General features: G+C 61.7%; 17 protein-coding genes. 6 read left to right on the top strand and 11 right to left on the bottom strand.

Features of this window, described 5'->3' with window-relative positions; translation table 11 throughout:
- Positions 1 to 14: 14 nt before the first annotated feature.
- Positions 15 to 356, top strand: a complete 342-nt coding sequence (locus HMPREF3149_RS08885) for a DUF4229 domain-containing protein (RefSeq protein WP_070537504.1) — start codon at positions 15 to 17, stop codon at positions 354 to 356.
- On the opposite strand, the gene HMPREF3149_RS08880 is transcribed toward HMPREF3149_RS08885, so the two are convergent.
- From HMPREF3149_RS08880 to HMPREF3149_RS08860, 5 genes are read right to left on the bottom strand one after another with little or no spacing between them, the layout of a single operon-like run.
- Entirely contained in the window at positions 353 to 1237 is an 885-nt protein-coding gene (locus HMPREF3149_RS08880; protein ID WP_070537503.1) for a 1,4-dihydroxy-2-naphthoate polyprenyltransferase, read from the bottom strand. The genes HMPREF3149_RS08885 and HMPREF3149_RS08880 overlap by 4 nt on opposite strands.
- Before the next feature lie 5 nt (positions 1238 to 1242).
- Positions 1243 to 2097: a metal ABC transporter permease gene (locus tag HMPREF3149_RS08875; protein ID WP_010189755.1), complete on the bottom strand. Its 855-nt coding sequence runs from the start codon at positions 2095 to 2097 to the stop codon at positions 1243 to 1245.
- Positions 2094 to 2948: a metal ABC transporter permease gene (locus HMPREF3149_RS08870; RefSeq protein ID WP_010189752.1), complete on the bottom strand. Its 855-nt coding sequence runs from the start codon at positions 2946 to 2948 to the stop codon at positions 2094 to 2096. Before HMPREF3149_RS08870 ends, HMPREF3149_RS08875 begins: the two co-directional genes overlap by 4 nt.
- Positions 2945 to 3655 carry a metal ABC transporter ATP-binding protein gene (locus HMPREF3149_RS08865; RefSeq protein WP_010189751.1) on the bottom strand — a complete coding sequence of 237 codons (711 nt, stop codon included), beginning with the start codon at positions 3653 to 3655 and terminating at the stop codon, positions 2945 to 2947. The genes HMPREF3149_RS08870 and HMPREF3149_RS08865 overlap by 4 nt, the downstream gene beginning before the upstream one ends.
- The gene (locus HMPREF3149_RS08860; RefSeq protein ID WP_070537502.1) at positions 3655 to 4581 is read right to left on the bottom strand and encodes a metal ABC transporter substrate-binding protein; all 927 of its coding nucleotides are present in this window, start codon (positions 4579 to 4581) and stop codon (positions 3655 to 3657) included. The genes HMPREF3149_RS08865 and HMPREF3149_RS08860 overlap by 1 nt, the downstream gene beginning before the upstream one ends.
- Before the next feature lie 107 nt (positions 4582 to 4688).
- Between HMPREF3149_RS08860 and HMPREF3149_RS08855 the strand changes: the two genes are divergently transcribed.
- Entirely contained in the window at positions 4689 to 5378 is a 690-nt protein-coding gene (locus HMPREF3149_RS08855) for a metal-dependent transcriptional regulator (protein ID WP_070537501.1), read from the top strand.
- On the opposite strand, the gene menE is transcribed toward HMPREF3149_RS08855, so the two are convergent.
- The 6 genes from menE to dcuC form a co-directional block, all read right to left on the bottom strand.
- On the bottom strand, positions 5375 to 6523 hold the full coding sequence (gene menE, locus HMPREF3149_RS08850) for an o-succinylbenzoate--CoA ligase (protein ID WP_070537500.1): 1149 nt from the start codon (positions 6521 to 6523) through the stop codon (positions 5375 to 5377). The genes HMPREF3149_RS08855 and menE overlap by 4 nt on opposite strands.
- A gap of 11 nt (positions 6524 to 6534) precedes the next feature.
- The gene (locus HMPREF3149_RS13620; RefSeq protein WP_010189743.1) at positions 6535 to 6696 is read right to left on the bottom strand and encodes a hypothetical protein; all 162 of its coding nucleotides are present in this window, start codon (positions 6694 to 6696) and stop codon (positions 6535 to 6537) included.
- Positions 6697 to 6780: 84 nt separating this feature from the next.
- Complete coding sequence (locus HMPREF3149_RS08845; RefSeq protein ID WP_039673551.1) at positions 6781 to 6999, bottom strand: hypothetical protein; 219 nt, start codon at positions 6997 to 6999, stop codon at positions 6781 to 6783.
- A 103-nt stretch (positions 7000 to 7102) separates the two neighbouring features.
- Positions 7103 to 8083, bottom strand: a complete 981-nt coding sequence (locus tag HMPREF3149_RS08840) for a 1,4-dihydroxy-2-naphthoyl-CoA synthase (RefSeq protein WP_042529199.1) — start codon at positions 8081 to 8083, stop codon at positions 7103 to 7105.
- A 340-nt stretch (positions 8084 to 8423) separates the two neighbouring features.
- The gene (locus tag HMPREF3149_RS08835; RefSeq protein ID WP_070537499.1) at positions 8424 to 8885 is read right to left on the bottom strand and encodes a DIP1984 family protein; all 462 of its coding nucleotides are present in this window, start codon (positions 8883 to 8885) and stop codon (positions 8424 to 8426) included.
- 270 nt (positions 8886 to 9155) lie between these two features.
- Positions 9156 to 10565 (bottom strand): C4-dicarboxylate transporter DcuC, encoded by a 1410-nt coding sequence (gene dcuC, locus HMPREF3149_RS08830; RefSeq protein WP_070537498.1) that lies wholly within the window; start codon positions 10563 to 10565, stop codon positions 9156 to 9158.
- Between the two features lie 96 nt (positions 10566 to 10661).
- Here dcuC and HMPREF3149_RS08825 point away from each other — a divergent pair, with 96 nt between their 5' ends.
- Genes HMPREF3149_RS08825 through menD form a run of 4 tightly spaced genes read left to right on the top strand, consistent with a single transcriptional unit; the run spans position 10662 to position 16325 of the window.
- Positions 10662 to 11672 (top strand): o-succinylbenzoate synthase, encoded by a 1011-nt coding sequence (locus tag HMPREF3149_RS08825; protein ID WP_083280821.1) that lies wholly within the window; start codon positions 10662 to 10664, stop codon positions 11670 to 11672.
- Between the two features lie 48 nt (positions 11673 to 11720).
- Positions 11721 to 14075: an ATP-binding cassette domain-containing protein gene (locus HMPREF3149_RS08820; protein ID WP_070537496.1), complete on the top strand. Its 2355-nt coding sequence runs from the start codon at positions 11721 to 11723 to the stop codon at positions 14073 to 14075.
- Positions 14076 to 14080: 5 nt separating this feature from the next.
- Positions 14081 to 14677 carry a hypothetical protein gene (locus HMPREF3149_RS08815; protein ID WP_042529209.1) on the top strand — a complete coding sequence of 199 codons (597 nt, stop codon included), beginning with the start codon at positions 14081 to 14083 and terminating at the stop codon, positions 14675 to 14677.
- A 10-nt stretch (positions 14678 to 14687) separates the two neighbouring features.
- Positions 14688 to 16325, top strand: coding sequence for a 2-succinyl-5-enolpyruvyl-6-hydroxy-3-cyclohexene-1-carboxylic-acid synthase (menD, locus tag HMPREF3149_RS08810; RefSeq protein WP_246819976.1), 1638 nt, complete (start codon positions 14688 to 14690; stop codon positions 16323 to 16325).
- The last annotated feature ends 20 nt before the right edge of the window (positions 16326 to 16345 follow it).

Raw genomic sequence — 16345 nt, 5'->3', positions numbered from 1 at the left:
CAGAAGTGAGAATGATGAGCCAGACAGACAACATGCCCAACGAGTCCCACATTCCTGAGCCTCCTCAACCAGACCCGGAACTCAAGCGCCGCTCACGCATAGCCTTGTGGAAGTATGGTGCCGCCCGCCTGGTGCTCTTTATCCTGCTGACCGTGGTGATTCAGCTGCTGGCTATGGCTATTGGCGTGGCCATCCCCGTGCTGGTGTCGGCCCTGTTGGCGTTGTTCGTGGCGCTGCCGCTGTCGATGCTGATTTTCTCCTCGTGGCGCGTGGAAGCTACTCAGACTTTGGCGGAGTATTCCGCACAGCGCAAGGCCCACAAGGAGTGGGTGCAGGCAGAACTGGCTGGCCGCTAAACCAATGCCAACGCGAGGGCGTTAATGATTGCCCACACCAGCATTGCGCGGCCAGTCATGCCGAGCACCGGGATGAGTTTGGGCCCGCGCGCACCGCGGTTGACGGTGCGGATAGCGCCTAGTGCGAGGGGGAAGTACAGCAGGGAGGCCAGCGCTGCCCAGGAATCAAAAGCCAGGCCCACGGTAAGAAGTACCGGGAGCAGGAGCAGCGTCATAAACAGCGTGCGGGATTTCTTATCACCCAAGCGCACGGCCAGAGTGATCTTTCCGGCGGCTGTATCGGAAGGGATGTCACGGATATTGTTGGCCAAGTTCACCGCGGAGCTCATGCCGCCAATGCCCACGGCCAATGCCAGGCCGGTCCACGTGATACGGCCGGCTTGCGTGAATTCGGTGCCGAGAACCGCGACGAGTCCGAAGAAGATGAAGATGGCGATTTCCCCAAACCCGCGGTAGCCATAAGGGTTCTTGCCGCCGGTGTAGAACCACGCGCCGGCGATGCACACGGCGCCGACGAGGATGAACCAGGCTGCGTTGGCGGCCAGCGACAGTGAGATGCCCGCGATGGCGGCCACGCCGAAGCAAGCGAAAGCGGCGAACTTGACGTGCTGTGGTTTGGCCAGCCCGCCCCCGGTAAGCCGCTGGGGGCCGGTGCGGTCATCATCGGTGCCGCGGATGCCATCGGAGTAATCGTTGGCGTAATTCACGCCGATGATAAGCGCCCAGGCCACGATGAGCGCCAGCAACGCCCGGCCCCAGTGCAGGCCGTGGGCCGCGGCAGCGGCACCGGTACCAGCGATAACGGGAGCAAAGGCATTGGCCCAGGTGTGCGGGCGAGCACCCTGGAGCCAATCGGCAGGAGTGGCGGAATAGGCAGACATGCTCACTATTGTGCCACTGGTGTGGTGTGCTGCGGCAATGAGCTGGTGCGTTGGCGAAAGCGGTAGATGATGAGCACTGCAACGAAAATAACGGCATTGGTGACTGTCATTGCGGCAGAGGTAGCCGCGTCAAGGACATAGGCAACCCAAAATCCCACGACCGCGCTGATAGCGGCAACGCCACAGGCGGTCAACACCAGCGTGGGCACGCGCTGAGTAAGCAGCCGCGCGGTCATCGTCGGGAATACCATGAGAGCGATGACCAGCATGGCACCGGCAGCGTGAAAGGCGGCGGTGGCGGTGCAGGCAACCACGGTCATAAATATGATGTGAAGAACGCGCGTGGGCACCCCGCGTGCGGCACAAAAATCGGCGTCAAAAGTCGTGGCGGATAAACGCGGCAGTGTAAGGGCGAGGAAGAGAGCATTGATACCCAGCACTGCGGCCATGATGTAGCAATAGTTGGGATTGGAGAAGGCCGCGAGGTTGAGATCACCGACGAGAACGGCGTGGACATCAAGGTGCACGTGGCTCATGTGCGTAGAAATCAGGATGACTCCGGCGGCAAACAGGGCGGGAAAGACCAATCCGAGGGCGGAATCAGCAGTCACCAGCGGGCTGCGCTGTAGTGCGTCAGTTCCCAACGCCACCACCAAGGCGCCAGCGGCCGCGGTAACGAGCAAGATGGGTGAATCTAGATCTGCGGTAAAGAGGTAGCCGACGGCAATTCCGGGAAGGACGGCATGGCCGATGCCGTCGATAAGCATGGCCTGGCCTTTGAGGACAACAAAGGTGCCGGGGATAGCACAGGCCAAGGCCGTCAGAACGGCAAGGAGACAAGCGGTCGCGGCGAGGGTCATGAGGCTAGCTTTCTACTGGTGAGGCTGATAGTGACGAGCGCCGCCTGAGCCAGGACGATGACCGGACCGGTGGGCAGCGGGCCGTGCGCAATGGAGACATAGCAGCCGAGAGCAGCGGTGGCCGCGCCGAAGAACCCGGAGAGCGCGATGAAAGGTAGCAAGCGCGTGGTCCAGGGGCGGGCAGCGGCGGCAGGGCTGATGACCACGGCGACCATGAGCACTACGCCGACGACTTTGACGCCGAGCACCGTGATGGCGGTGAGGGCGAAGAAACTAGCCGCGTTGAGGAACGAGGTGCGGATGCCGGCTACCTGGGCAAAACTTGAATCAAAAGTGACTGCGGCCTGCCGGGTGTGAATGAGGAAAAGAAAAAGCAGCACGCAGCCACCGATGATGAGTGTGGACCGTACATCCGCGCGAGTGAGCGTGGAGGCATTTCCCAGCAAATAATCCTGGATTCCGGCCTTGCCAGGCAATGGTCGGCGGGAAATATACTGCATGAGCAGCATTCCCACCGAGAAAAATGTGGTTAGCGTGGCCGCCATCGCAGTGGTTTGCCCCAGGGGAGTTAACCGCGGGATGAGGTGAATGCACCCCACCGCGAGGGTTCCGGTGAGCAGGGCGCCGCAAGAAAGAAGCCAGACATTTCGCCCGTCCCAGCCAATGGCGGTGGCCACGAGGAAGGCGGTGAGCAGTCCAGGCAGGGAAGAATGCGAGATGGCATCGGCCAGCAGGCTGGTGCGGCGAACATATACCAGTGGGCCTAGCGCGCCAGCGCAGCCACCGATGAGCACGGTGCCCAGGAGTGCCTGGGTATAGGTGTAGTTCTGAAGAAGCTCGAGTGGGTTCATGATGGCAGGGAAAACATGTCGGCAATGGCGGACTCGGTAAGTACCTGCTCGGTGGGGCCAGCAGCAATGAGCCGGCCGTGGCCGACCATGAGGACCTCATCGCAAAAGTCGGCGACCTCCGCCAGGTTGTGATGCACCAGCAGGATGGTCACGCCGTTCTCGCGCAGTTCCTTGAGTACATCCATGATGGCGCGCTGACTCGCGGCATCGACACCAGCGAAGGGCTCGTCGAGGATGATGAATTCCGGCTCGCTAACGAGCGTGCGCGCCAACAACACGCGCTGGCGCTGACCACCAGACAGGGCGGAAATCGGCAGCTGCGCGTGTGCCTGCATTCCGGTGCGGGAAAGCGCGGCGTGAGCGGCGTCTTTGTCAGCGCGGCTGGGCCACTGCCACCAGCGCAGCCCGGCGGTGCGGCCCATCAGGGCGATGTCGAAGGCGGTGGCAGGGTAATTCCAGTCGATATCCGCATGTTGTGGCATATATCCGAGACGCTGCCGAAAATGTGCCAGATCGACGCCATCGAAGGTCATCGACCCGCAGGCTAGAGGCGGAAGGAGCCCTACCAGCGTGCGGACCAGAGTAGACTTTCCCGACCCGTTCGCACCCACCAGCCCGGTGATAGTCGCGGGGGTGAGGGTGAAGGAGGCGTCGTGAAGCACCGGCGTGCGGGGATAGCCGGCGGTGAGGTTTCCTACGCTGAGCATTAGCTTAGTGCTTTCGCCACGGCGCTAGCGTTATGTTCGAAGGCTCCGAGGTAGGTATCGGTTGGGGCTTCCGGGCCGAGGGTATCGGCAAAGAGCTCTTCATCCGAGATGGTGACTGTCCAGTTGCGGGTTTCTACGGCTTCCTTGAGAGAAGTGATGGCCTGTGGGTTCGCCTGGTTATCTTGGAAGATAACGGGGACCTTCTTCTCCGCGATGGTATCCGCGAGCTCGGAGATCTCAGTGGCGGACTTGGTGGCTTCGGTGGTCACGAAGTCGGTGGCTTGGACTTCAAAGTCGAAGGTCTTGCCGAAGTAGTTGAAGGCGTCATGGCCGGTGATGAGAACACGCGGGGAGGCGCTTTCGAGTTCCTTAGCGGCCTTGTCGTGCGCGGCTGCAATCTTGTCTTCATAAGCATCGGCGGCCGCGGCATAGTCTTCGGCATTGTCAGAGTCGATTTCGCCGAGTTTGGTGCCGATGTGATCGACGACCTGGCTCCACAGCTCGGGGCTATTCCAGATGTGCGGGTCGTAGAGTTTTTCGCCCTTGTCACCTTGCTCGGGCCACGGCAGGAGGTCGGCAGTATCGAGTTGTTCGCCAACTGCTAGCTGCTTCTCACCGAGGGAGGAGAGCTGGTCCACCATTTGCGCCTCGAGGTGAAGGCCATTCCAGAGGACGAGGTCGGCGTCCTGCATCTTTTCAATATCGCGCGTGGTGGGCTGGTATGTGTGTGGATCGCCGCCGGGGCCGACCATGGTGGTGATGTCGGCGTCCGGGGCGATATTGGCGGCCGCATCAGCCAAGTAACCGGTCGTGGCGAAGATCGTCAGATTGTCGTCCTGGGCTTCGGTGGAGTCGCTGCTGGTGCAGGCGCTCAGCGTGCTTGCGACCACGAGGGAAGCGAGGGGAAGGGCAATAATTTTCTTCACAGGAAACCTCTCTTATTAAAAGTGAATGTCGATGTTCAACAGATTGAACTTGAAAGAGCATAAGTGCTGAAACCTTTGGAAGCAATAGGCTGAACTACGATGGGGGTATGCACATCAGCGAGCTACCCGAACGCACCCAGGATTACCTCAAGCTTCTCTGGACCCATGAGGAGAAAGAGGGCGCTAATACCGCGATGCCGCTCGGGGATCTAGCCAAAGCGGCTGGACAGAAACTGCCCACCACGTCGGAGGCGGTCAAGCGCCTGGCCGCGAAGGGACTGGTGGAACATGAACGCTACTTTGGAGTCCGGCTGGTAGAGGAAGGCCGGCGGCTGGCTGTGGCAATGGTGCGCCGGCATCGACTCCTGGAAACCTTCCTCGTGCGCACTCTGGGCTATACCTGGGATGAGGTGCACGATGAGGCGGAAATGCTAGAGCACGCGACGTCCGACAGGCTCGTTGAACGCCTCGATTCTTTCCTGGGCAACCCCGCCCGCGATCCGCATGGTGATCCCATACCTGCCCCGGATGGCACTGCCGAGCCGGTCTCGCGCATTACGCTTATCGACGTCCCCGCGCAGACCCCCGTCACCGTGGAGCAGGTCACTGACGCTGACGGCGAATTTTTGCGCTACCTGGATAAATATGGAGTGCGGCCGGGAGTGGAATTGACCGTCGTTGCCCCCTCGGTCGCGGGTGTGCTCGAGGTTGCCGTCGACGGCGGTTCACACTTCCCCCTCGGGGAATCCGCTGCGCGCGGCATTGCCGTACGCAGCATCAGCGAAGCGGAGGATTAGCTGCCCCACGTGCGGGCGACGGCGAGGCGGTCTACCTTGCCGGGGCCGGTGGTGGGGAGTTCAGGCAGGCGCTTGAAATCCTTGGGGATGTGCCACCGGGGAAGGCCAACGTCATCGAGAGCCACGAGGATATCGCCGACATCCGCCCATCCGGTATAGGCGGCGACGATCATCTGCCCTAAGCGTGGGTGGGGGATGCCGACCACGCATACTCCTTCCACGCCCGGCACGCGAAGGATGTGCTGCTCGAGCTGCTCCGGGTGGAGCTTGAGCCCGCCGGTGTTCAGGATGTTGTCGAGGCGCCCGGTGACGGTGAGGTGGCCGTCGTGAAGCGCGCCGGCGTCGGAGGTAGCAAACCACGAGGTGCCGGACTCATCGACCACGAAGGCATCTGAGTCCACGTTCCGGTAGCCTCGCGCAATCATGGGGCCGCCGAGGTAAATGCGCCCCTCGTCGCCGATGCGAACACGAGCGCTATCGAGAGGACGACCGTTGTAGACGCAGCCGCCGGCGGTCTCCGAGGAGCCGTAGGTGGTGACGATATTGATGCGCAGCTTTTTCGCAGAGTCCAACAACTGTGGGTGGGTGGCAGCACCCCCGACGAGGATGGCATCAAAGGTGCGCAAGGCCTCGATTCCTTCTAGCGAATCCATGGCCTTGGCTAGCTGCATCGGGGTCAGGCCCGTGTATGAGCGATCCCCAGTGGCGGCCAGCTCGTGCGCGGCGCGGGCGAAATTGGGGATGGAAAAACCTTCTGACAGGTCAAGGCAGAGCGGCTCCACGCCCGCGACGAGCGAGCGGATTAATACCTGGATGCCCGCGATATGGGAGGCGGGCATGGCTAGCAGCCACTGGCCGGCGCCACCGAGAGCGCGGTGCGTGGCATCGGCGCTAGACACCAAGTTGGCAGCCGTGAGTTGCGCGCCCTTCGGCGTGCCCGTGGACCCGGAGGTGGCCACGACCAGCGCGATGGGAGAATCAATGGGTTCTCCTGCGCGCATGTGGTTGCGTAGCAGCTGCGCGCGGGTGCGGTCTTCCGCCGGGACGGGCAGGAAGGTGGCTTGTCCTGCGATGGCCGCTTCCAGATCAGGGAGGATGGCGGCAGGGTCACGCGGATCGACGGGCAGAGGAGAGAGGAAAGTCACGGTTAGTTAGGTTACCGCCCGCGGTGCTCATAGGGGTTGATGAGTTCGTCCTCCTGATCGAAGGGGCGCTCACCGTCCCTCTGAGCCTGCTGGATGCGCCGCAACATCCACACTCGCGATGCAATGACGGCAATGAGCGCGATGGCCGCGAGGGCAATGGCGAAATACAGCACTTCAGGCTCTCCCTGGGTGAAGGTGATTGGTGGTAATTAGGATAGCTGGCAGGTCCCTACCTGCCCTCCCTACTGGCTTAAGCCTTAAGAAGTGGCCTCGTGTGTCTCGGGGGTGTCTTCTTCCGTGGAGAAGCAACCTAGGACAAAAATCAGCACCAGCATGGCGGCGATGGTTGCGCCAACGGCGACGCCCGCCCGTAGCAGCCATGACCATTCGGTAAAGTGCCGCAGGGAAACCAAAAGGATTAGGCAGAGGACAAGTCCGATTGGGCGGGTTATCTGATTGATTTTCTCCGTGGTCAAGGTTGCCTCCGTGGGAGCTATAGTTACTGGCGTTAACTGGCCCGGATTTTACCCTCGTTTTATCTTTCGGGTGGACGAGAAGACACGAGCCCTCGATGGAGACCTAGTAGTAGTACGGGAAGTCATCCCAGTTAGGCTCGCGCTTCTCCAGGAAGGATTCCTTGCCTTCGACGGCTTCATCGGTCATGTAAGCCAGGCGCGTGGCTTCGCCAGCGAAGACCTGCTGGCCCATGAGACCATCATCGGTGAGGTTAAAGGCGAACTTGAGCATGCGCTGGGCGGTGGGGGACTTCATGTTGATTTCACGGCCCATCTGGATGGCGGCGTCTTCCAGGTCGGCGTGGTCAGCCACCTCGTTGACTGCGCCCATCTCGTACATGCGCTGGGCATCATAGGTGCGGCCCAAGAAGAAGATCTCGCGGGCGTATTTTTGGCCCACCATCTTGGCTAGGTAGGCGGAGCCATAGCCGGCATCGAAGGATCCGACGTCGGCGTCAGTCTGCTTAAAGCGAGCTTCCTGGCGGGAGGCAATGGTCATATCGCACACCACGTGCAGCGAGTGTCCGCCACCAGCGGCCCATCCGTTCACTACGGCGATGACCACCTTGGGCATGGTGCGGATGAGGCGCTGGACCTCCAGGATGTGCAGGCGTCCGCCTTCGACCTTCTCGCGGGCGGTGTCCACCGTGGATTCGTCTGCAGTAGCGTCATCGTGTGCATGCTCGGTGGCGTAGCGGTACCCGGAGCGACCGCGAATGCGTTGGTCACCACCGGAACAAAAGGCCCAGCCGCCGTCCTTCTCCGATGGGCCGTTGCCGGTGAGCAGCACCGTGCCGACGTCCGGGGTGCGGCGCGCATGGTCGAGCGCGCGGTAGAGCTCATCCACCGTGTGCGGGCGGAAGGCATTGCGGACTTCCGGACGGTCGAAAGCGATGCGGACGATGCCGTCCTTGCGCTTAGGCTGCGGCCCATCACTGATGAGTCGGTGGTAGGTGATATCCGTGAGGTCCTCAAAGCCCTCTACAGTCCGCCAGAGTTCCGGCTTGAAAGGATTATCGGTGCTGTAGTTCTTCTGCTCGCTCATGGCACACCAGCTTAATTGGAAAGCAGCGCGCCGGAAGTATAGTCCCCATTCCCAACCCTCACCCACACTCTCCGCCCAGCGCGGCGGTGATAATCAATACTCAATACTGCGGGCTATTCCCGGCAATGTACACGTGTAATCCGTACAAGCGCGGTACACCATACAGTGGGACGGAGTCGAACCTCCCTGCCTTCGTACGCTATAAAGGCGCCTGAGAAGCACTGGGCTTTCCCTGCCCAGAAGGGTTGCGCTCGCTGCGGAAAGTGTGGGCTACCGTCGCGTGCGAAGTACGCGACATGACTATGCGCCGCTAGAGTGCGGCGCACATAAGCGGCAGACCTTATTTAGTTATGAGTTCCGTATTCCAGTTCAGCTGCTGGATGCGGGTATCCAGCTCGCGGTACTGGCGGGCCAGGTCGTCGGCGCGCTCGCGCAGCCGTGGTACCGGAACAGTGGCCACGAACTTGATCTCCGAGCGGGAGTAGCGGTCGTGGCGTGCCCCGGCCTGCTCGGCCAGGCCTTGGTAAATGCGGCGTTTGCGCAGAAGGCCATCACGAAGCGCGAGTGCTTCCATGAGCGTGCGCTCCTCATCGAAAGCCGTGGCCGTGTTGGTGGCGTTAATGGCGATGACGAGCTCATCAATGCGGGTGGTTACGCCCTCGAGCTCGCGGAGAAGATCCGTGGGGTTCTCATCAGGCTCGTCACCCTCCTGCACGCGGACCGTCGCCGCGAGGCGGTCCTTCAAAGAGTTGAGGCGCTCCTGCGCTTGGGCGCGCTCAGCCAAGGCTTCAGCAAGTAGCATGGTCCCTCCTTTTCCCTTAATGGAATTGTTTGTCTCAGCAATTGTACGGCAGACAGGAGGCTGCACCTTGGAGCCGTGACGGTTTTAACAAATAGTGCCCCAAAATTGCGAAAACCCAGGGCCTTATTTGATCGTTGTGTACGTTGTGCCAGATTGGTTGGCACGTTTTCGTAAATAAGCTCGGAAATGTTCGGGTTTGGGGAGCCCTATTTACCAAAACGTACCGAGGCCCAGGGGTTGTCGCTGGGCCCGGACAAAGAGTGGAAGTCACTACCCAATAAACATGAACGCAAACAGCGTGTTGAGGACGGTTGCCACGATCATCGGCACGGAGGTGCGCTTGACCAGCTGAATGGGATTGACCTTGATGGCGCCGGAGACGATGAGCACGGCGGCGTTCACCGGGGAGACCTGGCGCATGAGGTTGGAGGTACCCCAAATAGCGGTGAGCATCTGCGGGGCATGGATGGAGGTTTGCGAGGCCAGGTTCGGCACCACCTCAGAAAAGGCGAAGTAGGGTGCGGTACCGGAACCGGTCAGGGCGGCCATTGCGGCCGTGGAGGCCACGAAGATAAGGACGATGAGGACGGCTGCACCGGAGGAGCCCTCGGTGGCGTCGATAAGCATGTCGATCACACCCATCTGCGTGATGCCCTCCACGAGGACTGCGGCGGCGACCAGCAGGGCCACAACGCCTGCTGCGCCCTCACCCATGCCCTTGAAGAAGGTGGCCATGGAGTCCACGGCGCCGGTGACGGTGCGGTTGCGGATGGACTCGATGATCATCGCAATGAAGAGGGAGACCACGGTGACAGGGAGGATGCCGCCCTCAAACGGGATGATGCCCATCTGCTTGAGGATGGCAGAGATGATGATGAGCAGCAGCGGCATGAGCGGCAGGATTGCGTAGAAACCTGGCAGGGCGGCGGCACGCGCGATGGCTTCCTCAGTGGCCTTATCACTCAGGGAGTCAGCGCTGACTGCGCCGGAATCGATGGCCTTGCGAGCGTCCACCTTGTCGCAGTGGCGCTGCCACCACATGTGGACAAAAGCCGTGATGAGGAGCGTGGGCACCGTGGCGTGTGCGACGGCGCCGTATACGAACTCCGTGGGGGTCATGTTCGTCAAATCTGCGCCTTGAATAAGGCCGGCCTCCAGCGGGGTAGGCACGATGGTGGAGGAGGTGACCACGATGGCACCCACGGTCAGCGGGGTTAGCCCGGCGGCGATGAGTGCCGGGAGGAGAGTAGCCACGAGGAGTAGGGAGAGCGCGGCGGCCGAAGGGATCACCAGTGAGAGGAGGGTGCCCAGGATAAAGCCCACAGGTACGAGCCAGTAGGAGCCTTTGAAGCGCTTCAGTGGGGCGGAAAGTACAACGACGGTTTTCGCGTCGGCACCGATGTGGCGCATGTAGGAGACGAAGCCGAAGAGCACCATAATGGCCATGCCGATGCCAGAGAAACGCGACTTAAACAGTGCGTCAACAACAAGCAGCTGGTCATAGAAGGCGTTGCCAGTCGCTTCAATCTCGGTGGTGCGGAATTCCGCGCGTCCGGTAAGTGCAGCGAGCATGAGCAGAACAACGCCGACGGCAAAGATGGAGGCCGCTGCGTGGACCTTCTTGTAAATAAGATAAACAACTGCGGCGATGGCCAACAGTGCGATGAGAAGATAAAGCATCTGAAGATCTTTCTTCTGGTTATAACCAATTACTTTTCTAACCTAACACCACCCGTGCCATCTGTCGCATTTAACCCCGCACGTACGATGGGCGCCATGCAGATTGATGATCTCCTCGACCGCGCCCACGTGGTGTCCTTGCCGCTCGCCGTGAAATTCCGCGGCATCACCACGCGGGAAGCTTTGCTTATTGAAGGCCCTGCGGGCTGGGGTGAATTCGCTCCCTTCCTTGAGTACGGACCGGAGGAGTCCGCGCGATGGCTCGCGGCCGGCATCGAAGCGGCTTTCGAGGGCTTCCCCGAACCCGTGCGTGAGCTGATCGAGGTCAACGGCACTATCCCCGCTATCCCCGCGGAGCAGGTGCCCGACGTGATGGCGCGCTACCCCGGCTGCCGCACGTTCAAGATCAAGGTCGCTGAGAAAGGTCAGACACTGGAGGATGACATCGCGCGCGTCGCTGCGGTGCGTGCCCACATTGAGGCTCAGGGCCGTGTCCCCGTCCTGCGCGTGGACGCCAACTGTGGCTGGAGCGTCGAGGAAGCTGTTACTGCGGCGAAGGAATTGATGCCGCTCGATTACATGGAGCAGCCGTGCGCGAGCGTCGAGGAGCTGGCGGAGGTGCGTCGCCAGCTCATGCGCGCCGGGATTTTCGTACGGGTTGCGGCCGATGAATCCATCCGCAAGGCTAGTGACCCGTACCGCGTGGCAGAACTTCAGGCAGCAGACGTTGCGGTGGTCAAGCCCGCGCCTCTCGGCGGCGTGCGCAAGGTCCTCGAGGTGGCAAAGCATTTGCGTGAGCGCCATATGGACATCACGGTGGCTTCGGCACTGGATACCTCAGTGGGTATATCAATGGGGCTTGCCGCCGTTGCTGCCCTGCCGCAGATTTATGATGATGAGGACATTGACGTCACCCCGGCTGCCGCGGGGCTGGCCACGGGGTCATTGTTCCTAGAAGATGTCACCGCGCCGCGCGAGCTTATCGACGGCCACCTCCGCGCCGAAGCTCTCACCCCCGATCCAGATCGTCTTGCCGCTTTGGCCGCACCGGATGATCGGCGTGACTGGTGGTTTGAACGCGTGCGTCAGTGCTGGTCATACTTATAAACTCGCACCTCACGGTCGATGTCTGGGCCGGGGCGTAGGCTGGTTGACATGACCATTTCTGTGAGAGATGCACACCTGCACAACCTCCGTAACGTTGATGTGGACCTCCCACGCGGCAAGCTCGTAGCTGTCACCGGCGTGTCCGGTTCAGGTAAGTCCTCCCTTGCTTTCGGCACCATCCACGGCGAGGGCCAGCGGCGCTACCTAGAGTCCGTGGCGCCTTTTGCCCGCCGTCTTATTGCTTCGGCAGTCGATCCGCAGGTCGGCCGCATCGATGGTCTGCCGCCAACAGTGGCGTTGCAGCAGTCAGCCTCGACGGGTGGTGCTCGCTCCACCGTGGGTACTATCTCCGCAATCTCCAACTCGGTGCGCTTGCTGTATTCGCGCTGCGGCGAGAACCCTGAGGGCCTTTATTCTGATTCCTTCTCCCCGAATACTCCGGAGGGTATGTGCCCCGAGTGCCAAGGTACCGGTGTAGTACACGAGCCCACGGAAGCATCCATGGTGCCGGACCCCAGCTTGAGTATTGAAGATGGCGCCATTGCCGCCTGGCCCGGCGCCTGGGCCGGTAAGAACTTCCACGACATCCTGGAAGAACTAGGCTACGACCTCGACTCGCCGTGGGAAGACCTGCCACAGAAAGATCGCGACTGGATCCTTTTTACGGAGGAGCGTCCAGTTGTCACGGTCAAGCCCCACCGCGGTGAGGATCAGATCCAGCGTAACTACAAAGGAACATGGCGGTCGGTAGCGTCCTACCTGCGCAAAACCTTCGCGGAGACGAACTCCGACACTCTTCGCGCCCGCACGCTCAGCTACATGGAATCCCATAAATGCACCACATGTGATGGCCGCCGTCTTAACCCGCGGGCCCTCAAGGTGACGTATGCGGGCTTGCCTATCGACGCCTTCAATAACCTTCCGCTAGCGGATGCCCTCGAACTCCTCACCACGCGCTCCCCACAACCGAATGATGCTGAGGATCTGTTGCTCAAGACCATTTGCCCGGCCCTGGAGTCCGCCCTTGAGCTGGGCCTAGGACACCTCAGCCTGGATCGCCCCACGGACACGTTGTCTGCGGGCGAAGTGCAGCGTCTACGCCTAGCGGCGCAGCTGCGCTCCGGTCTCTTTGGTGTCACGTATGTGCTCGATGAGCCGTCCGCGGGCCTCCACCCGGCAGAGCGTGATGCAGTGCTGGATATCTGCCGCCGTTTCATCGATGAAGGTAACTCCGTCCTGCTGGTAGAGCACGATATGAACCTGGTGAAGCATGCGGATTGGCTCATTGACGTTGGACCGCGCGCCGGGGAGCGCGGCGGCGAAGTGGTCTATTCAGGTCCCGTTGCGGATTACGACGCAGACACCCCCACAGCCCGCGCCTTGGCACGCCCGCATCCAGAGCCCAACGGTGAGCCGCGTGAAGCGCATGGGGCAGTCGAACTGCGCAACGTACGCTCGAACAACATCGATGGCCTCGATGTGAACTTTGGCCTGGGCCAATTCACAGTACTGACCGGCCTTTCCGGCTCCGGTAAGTCGACTCTGCTGCACGTGCTCGATGACACCCTTGCAGGAGATGACAGTCCGAAGGCCGTCAAGCGCGTGGTATCCATTACGCAAAAGCCCATCGGCCGCACGCCACGCTCCACGGTGGCGACGTACACCAACCTTTTTGACAATGTGCGCAAGCTTTTTGCGTCCACGCCTGAGGCCAAGGAAAAGAAATGGACCGTCTCCCGCTTTTCCTACAACGTCAAGCAGGGCCAGTGCCCCACGTGTGGAGGCGCCGGACAAATCGAGGTTGAGCTCGTCTTCCTCCCCGGCTCCTACACCCAGTGCCCGGACTGCCACGGCAAGCGCTATAACGAGGACACCCTGTCCATCCGCTGGAATGGCTACACCATCGCGGACATCCTTGACCTCACCGTGGAAGAAGCCCTCGACGTCTTTGCTGATGAGGCGCCGATCCTCCACGCTGTGCAGACCCTTGACGCAGTCGGATTGGGTTACCTGCGCCTAGGCCAAGGTGCCCCGGAGCTCTCCGGTGGTGAAGCGCAGCGCATCAAGCTCGCCACGGAGCTGCAACGCTCTCGCAATTCCCGCCGTGGGCACACCGTTTACCTGCTGGATGAGCCAACGACCGGCCTCCACCCGGCCGATATCGAGCTGCTGATCACGGAGCTGCACTCTCTGGTGGATGCTTCCCACACTGTTGTTGCCGTGGACCACGACCTCGGCCTCATCGCCGGGGCGGATCGCGTCATCGAGATGGGCCCAGGCTCCGGTGTTGAGGGCGGTGAGATTGTGGCGGACGGCGCGCCGGCCGAGGTCTCCGCGGGTGACACACCGACGGGCGCGGTACTGAGCGGCGTAGGCACGCGGCAGGAACGCACGATAAGGTGAATTCCATGACCAACAACAATGGTGAGAACGAGACGCGCCAGTTTGGCCGCGTCACCGGTGACAACGAAACGCGCCAATTTGGTGCACCTCAGGCGGGCAGCAACCATCAGCAGCCCCGCCAGCAACCACCGCAGCGTCCCCAGCAGTACTTCCCAGAGCCTGGTTCACAGAACTCATCGGAATACGAGCAGCCCTACCAGCAGGCGCAGTACGATCCGGTTCCTTCCAGCTACACCGTCGAGGAACCGAAGAAGGGCGGCAGCGGAGCATTGGCCTATGTCTTCGCAGCCATCGCAGCCATTGCCGTCGTCACTGCCGGTGTGCTTTTCTTCCTGTGGCGCGGTGCAGCCGAGGAGGCCAATAAGCCTGCCCCAGAGCCGGTAACCCACACGCAGACCGTGACTACGGAGGTTCCCACAACGGTGACCACCACGGAGGATGCACCGCGCGACGAGATGCCGCCGGAGCTCCCGACGGATTTGCCCACCGACCTTCCGCCGGAGCTGCAGGACCAGCTGGATCAGGGCGGCGATGACTTGGAAGATCTGCTCAATGAGCTCTTTGGTGGGCTTGAGACAAACAGCGGGGCGGATAGTGTCTAACCCTGAATCGATGGAACTTGCCCAGGCACTGGCTGCGCAGCTGTCGCGGCACCTCACGGACGTGGTCCTGTGCCCAGGCTCGCGCAACGCGCCGTTGTCGCTGGCGCTCCTCGCACGGTCTGATGTGCGTGTGCACACCCGTCTGGATGAGCGTTCCGCTGCCTTCGCTGCTCTGGGGTTGGCGCGCGTGCAGCGCCGCCACGTCGGCATAGTCATGACCTCGGGCACCGCGGTGGCCAACGCTCTACCGGCGATGGTGGAAGCACATTACTCGCACACGCCGCTTGCCGTCATCAGCGCGGACCGTCCTGCTCGTATGGTGGGCACGGGAGCGTCCCAGACCATTGAACAGCAGGGCATCTTCGGTGTGTACGCACAGACCACCCAGGTGGAAAGTGCTGCTGATGTTCCACTCATCGCAGAGCGTTTCCTCGCTGACCGGCAGGTGCACATCAACGTCGCGCTTGACGTGCCTCTGGTAGGCGAGGAGCTTCCGGGTAAGCCGAACGATGTCACGCAGCACCGCGCGCGTACCCCGCGCTGGTCCAACCATGGCGAGGTGGCTGTGGATCTGAGCCGCAATACGCTCGTCGTCGCGGGCGACGAGGCCTGGGAGGTTGAGGGCCTCGAAGACGTGCCGACGATTGCTGAACCCACCGCCCCCGCGCCTTACCACCCAGTGCATCCCGCCGCGGCGCACCTTTTCCGCCGTGCGCAGGTTTCCGCCAATGACTACGTGGTCAACACCAAGGTGGAGCAGGTCATCGTCGTGGGGCATCCCACCTTGCATCGCGGGGTTGTGGCATTGCTCAGTGATCCCGATATTGACCTCATTTGCCTGTCCCGCACGGAGGATTTCACCAACCCGCGCGGTGAGTCCGCACAGCTAGGCACCACAGTGAAGACCAGCGGCGAGCCTACGCGTGAGTGGATGAGGATTTGTGAAGGCGCGGCCCAGATGGCAGCAGACGCGGTCCGTGAGGTGCTTGCGGAAACCACTGGTGAGGACGCTTCAGAGACTGAGATTGGCTTCACCGGCCTGCACGTTGCGGCTGCGGTGGGGGATACCTTGTCCGTCGGAGACATTCTGGTGTTGGGGGCGTCGAACCCCGTTCGGGATGCCTCGCTTATCGGCCTTCCTTTTGATGGTGTGGAGACCTATTCGCCGCGTGGTGCTGCCGGTATTGATGGCACCGTTGCGCAGGCCATCGGCATCGCCGTGGCCACGCAATCTCGTGAGGCAGATGCGCCCCGCGCACCGCGCACCGTGGCGCTCATGGGTGATGTCACCTTCCTCCACGACGCCACCTCCCTCATCCTCCCCGAAGACAATCCTCGCCCGGAGAACCTCACCATCGTCGTGGCCAATGACAACGGCGGCGGTATTTTCGAGCTGCTTGAGCAAGGCAGTGAGGCGCTGCGCCCCTCCTTCGAGAAGGCGTTTGGGACGCCGCATGGGGTGGGCGTCGCTAAGCTGGCGGAAGCCTGCGGCGCTGAGCACCGCGAGGTGAGCACGGCGCAGGAGCTTCTCGACGTCCTCGCGGAGCTCAAGGAATACTCCACCGGTATCACCGTGGTTGAGGCCCACACCACGCGCTCCTCGCGGCGTGCGCTGCAGGAGGCACTGGCGGCCAAGGTGGGTCAGTAACGTGACGCGACGGCGGGTGC

This window comes from Corynebacterium sp. HMSC05E07, assembly GCF_001807225.1.
GTDB lineage: Bacteria > Actinomycetota > Actinomycetes > Mycobacteriales > Mycobacteriaceae > Corynebacterium > Corynebacterium singulare.
Note: the sequence above shows the minus strand (reverse complement) of the source record. Positions and strands in the feature narration are given on the sequence as shown.

Bases quoted from the DNA above. Each gene is read 5' to 3' on its own strand.
- HMPREF3149_RS08885 (WP_070537504.1), top strand. From the start codon at position 15: ATGAGCCAGACAGACAACATGCCCAACGAGTCCCACATTCCTGAGCCT.
- HMPREF3149_RS08880 (WP_070537503.1), bottom strand. From the start codon at position 1,237: ATGTCTGCCTATTCCGCCACTCCTGCCGATTGGCTCCAGGGTGCTCGC.
- HMPREF3149_RS08875 (WP_010189755.1), bottom strand. From the start codon at position 2,097: ATGACCCTCGCCGCGACCGCTTGTCTCCTTGCCGTTCTGACGGCCTTG.
- HMPREF3149_RS08870 (WP_010189752.1), bottom strand. From the start codon at position 2,948: ATGAACCCACTCGAGCTTCTTCAGAACTACACCTATACCCAGGCACTC.
- HMPREF3149_RS08865 (WP_010189751.1), bottom strand. From the start codon at position 3,655: ATGCTCAGCGTAGGAAACCTCACCGCCGGCTATCCCCGCACGCCGGTG.
- HMPREF3149_RS08855 (WP_070537501.1), top strand. From the start codon at position 4,689: ATGCACATCAGCGAGCTACCCGAACGCACCCAGGATTACCTCAAGCTT.
- HMPREF3149_RS08840 (WP_042529199.1), bottom strand. From the start codon at position 8,083: ATGAGCGAGCAGAAGAACTACAGCACCGATAATCCTTTCAAGCCGGAA.
- HMPREF3149_RS08835 (WP_070537499.1), bottom strand. From the start codon at position 8,885: ATGCTACTTGCTGAAGCCTTGGCTGAGCGCGCCCAAGCGCAGGAGCGC.
- dcuC (WP_070537498.1), bottom strand. From the start codon at position 10,565: ATGCTTTATCTTCTCATCGCACTGTTGGCCATCGCCGCAGTTGTTTAT.
- HMPREF3149_RS08825 (WP_083280821.1), top strand. From the start codon at position 10,662: ATGCAGATTGATGATCTCCTCGACCGCGCCCACGTGGTGTCCTTGCCG.
- HMPREF3149_RS08820 (WP_070537496.1), top strand. From the start codon at position 11,721: ATGACCATTTCTGTGAGAGATGCACACCTGCACAACCTCCGTAACGTT.
- HMPREF3149_RS08815 (WP_042529209.1), top strand. From the start codon at position 14,081: ATGACCAACAACAATGGTGAGAACGAGACGCGCCAGTTTGGCCGCGTC.
- menD (WP_246819976.1), top strand. From the start codon at position 14,688: ATGGAACTTGCCCAGGCACTGGCTGCGCAGCTGTCGCGGCACCTCACG.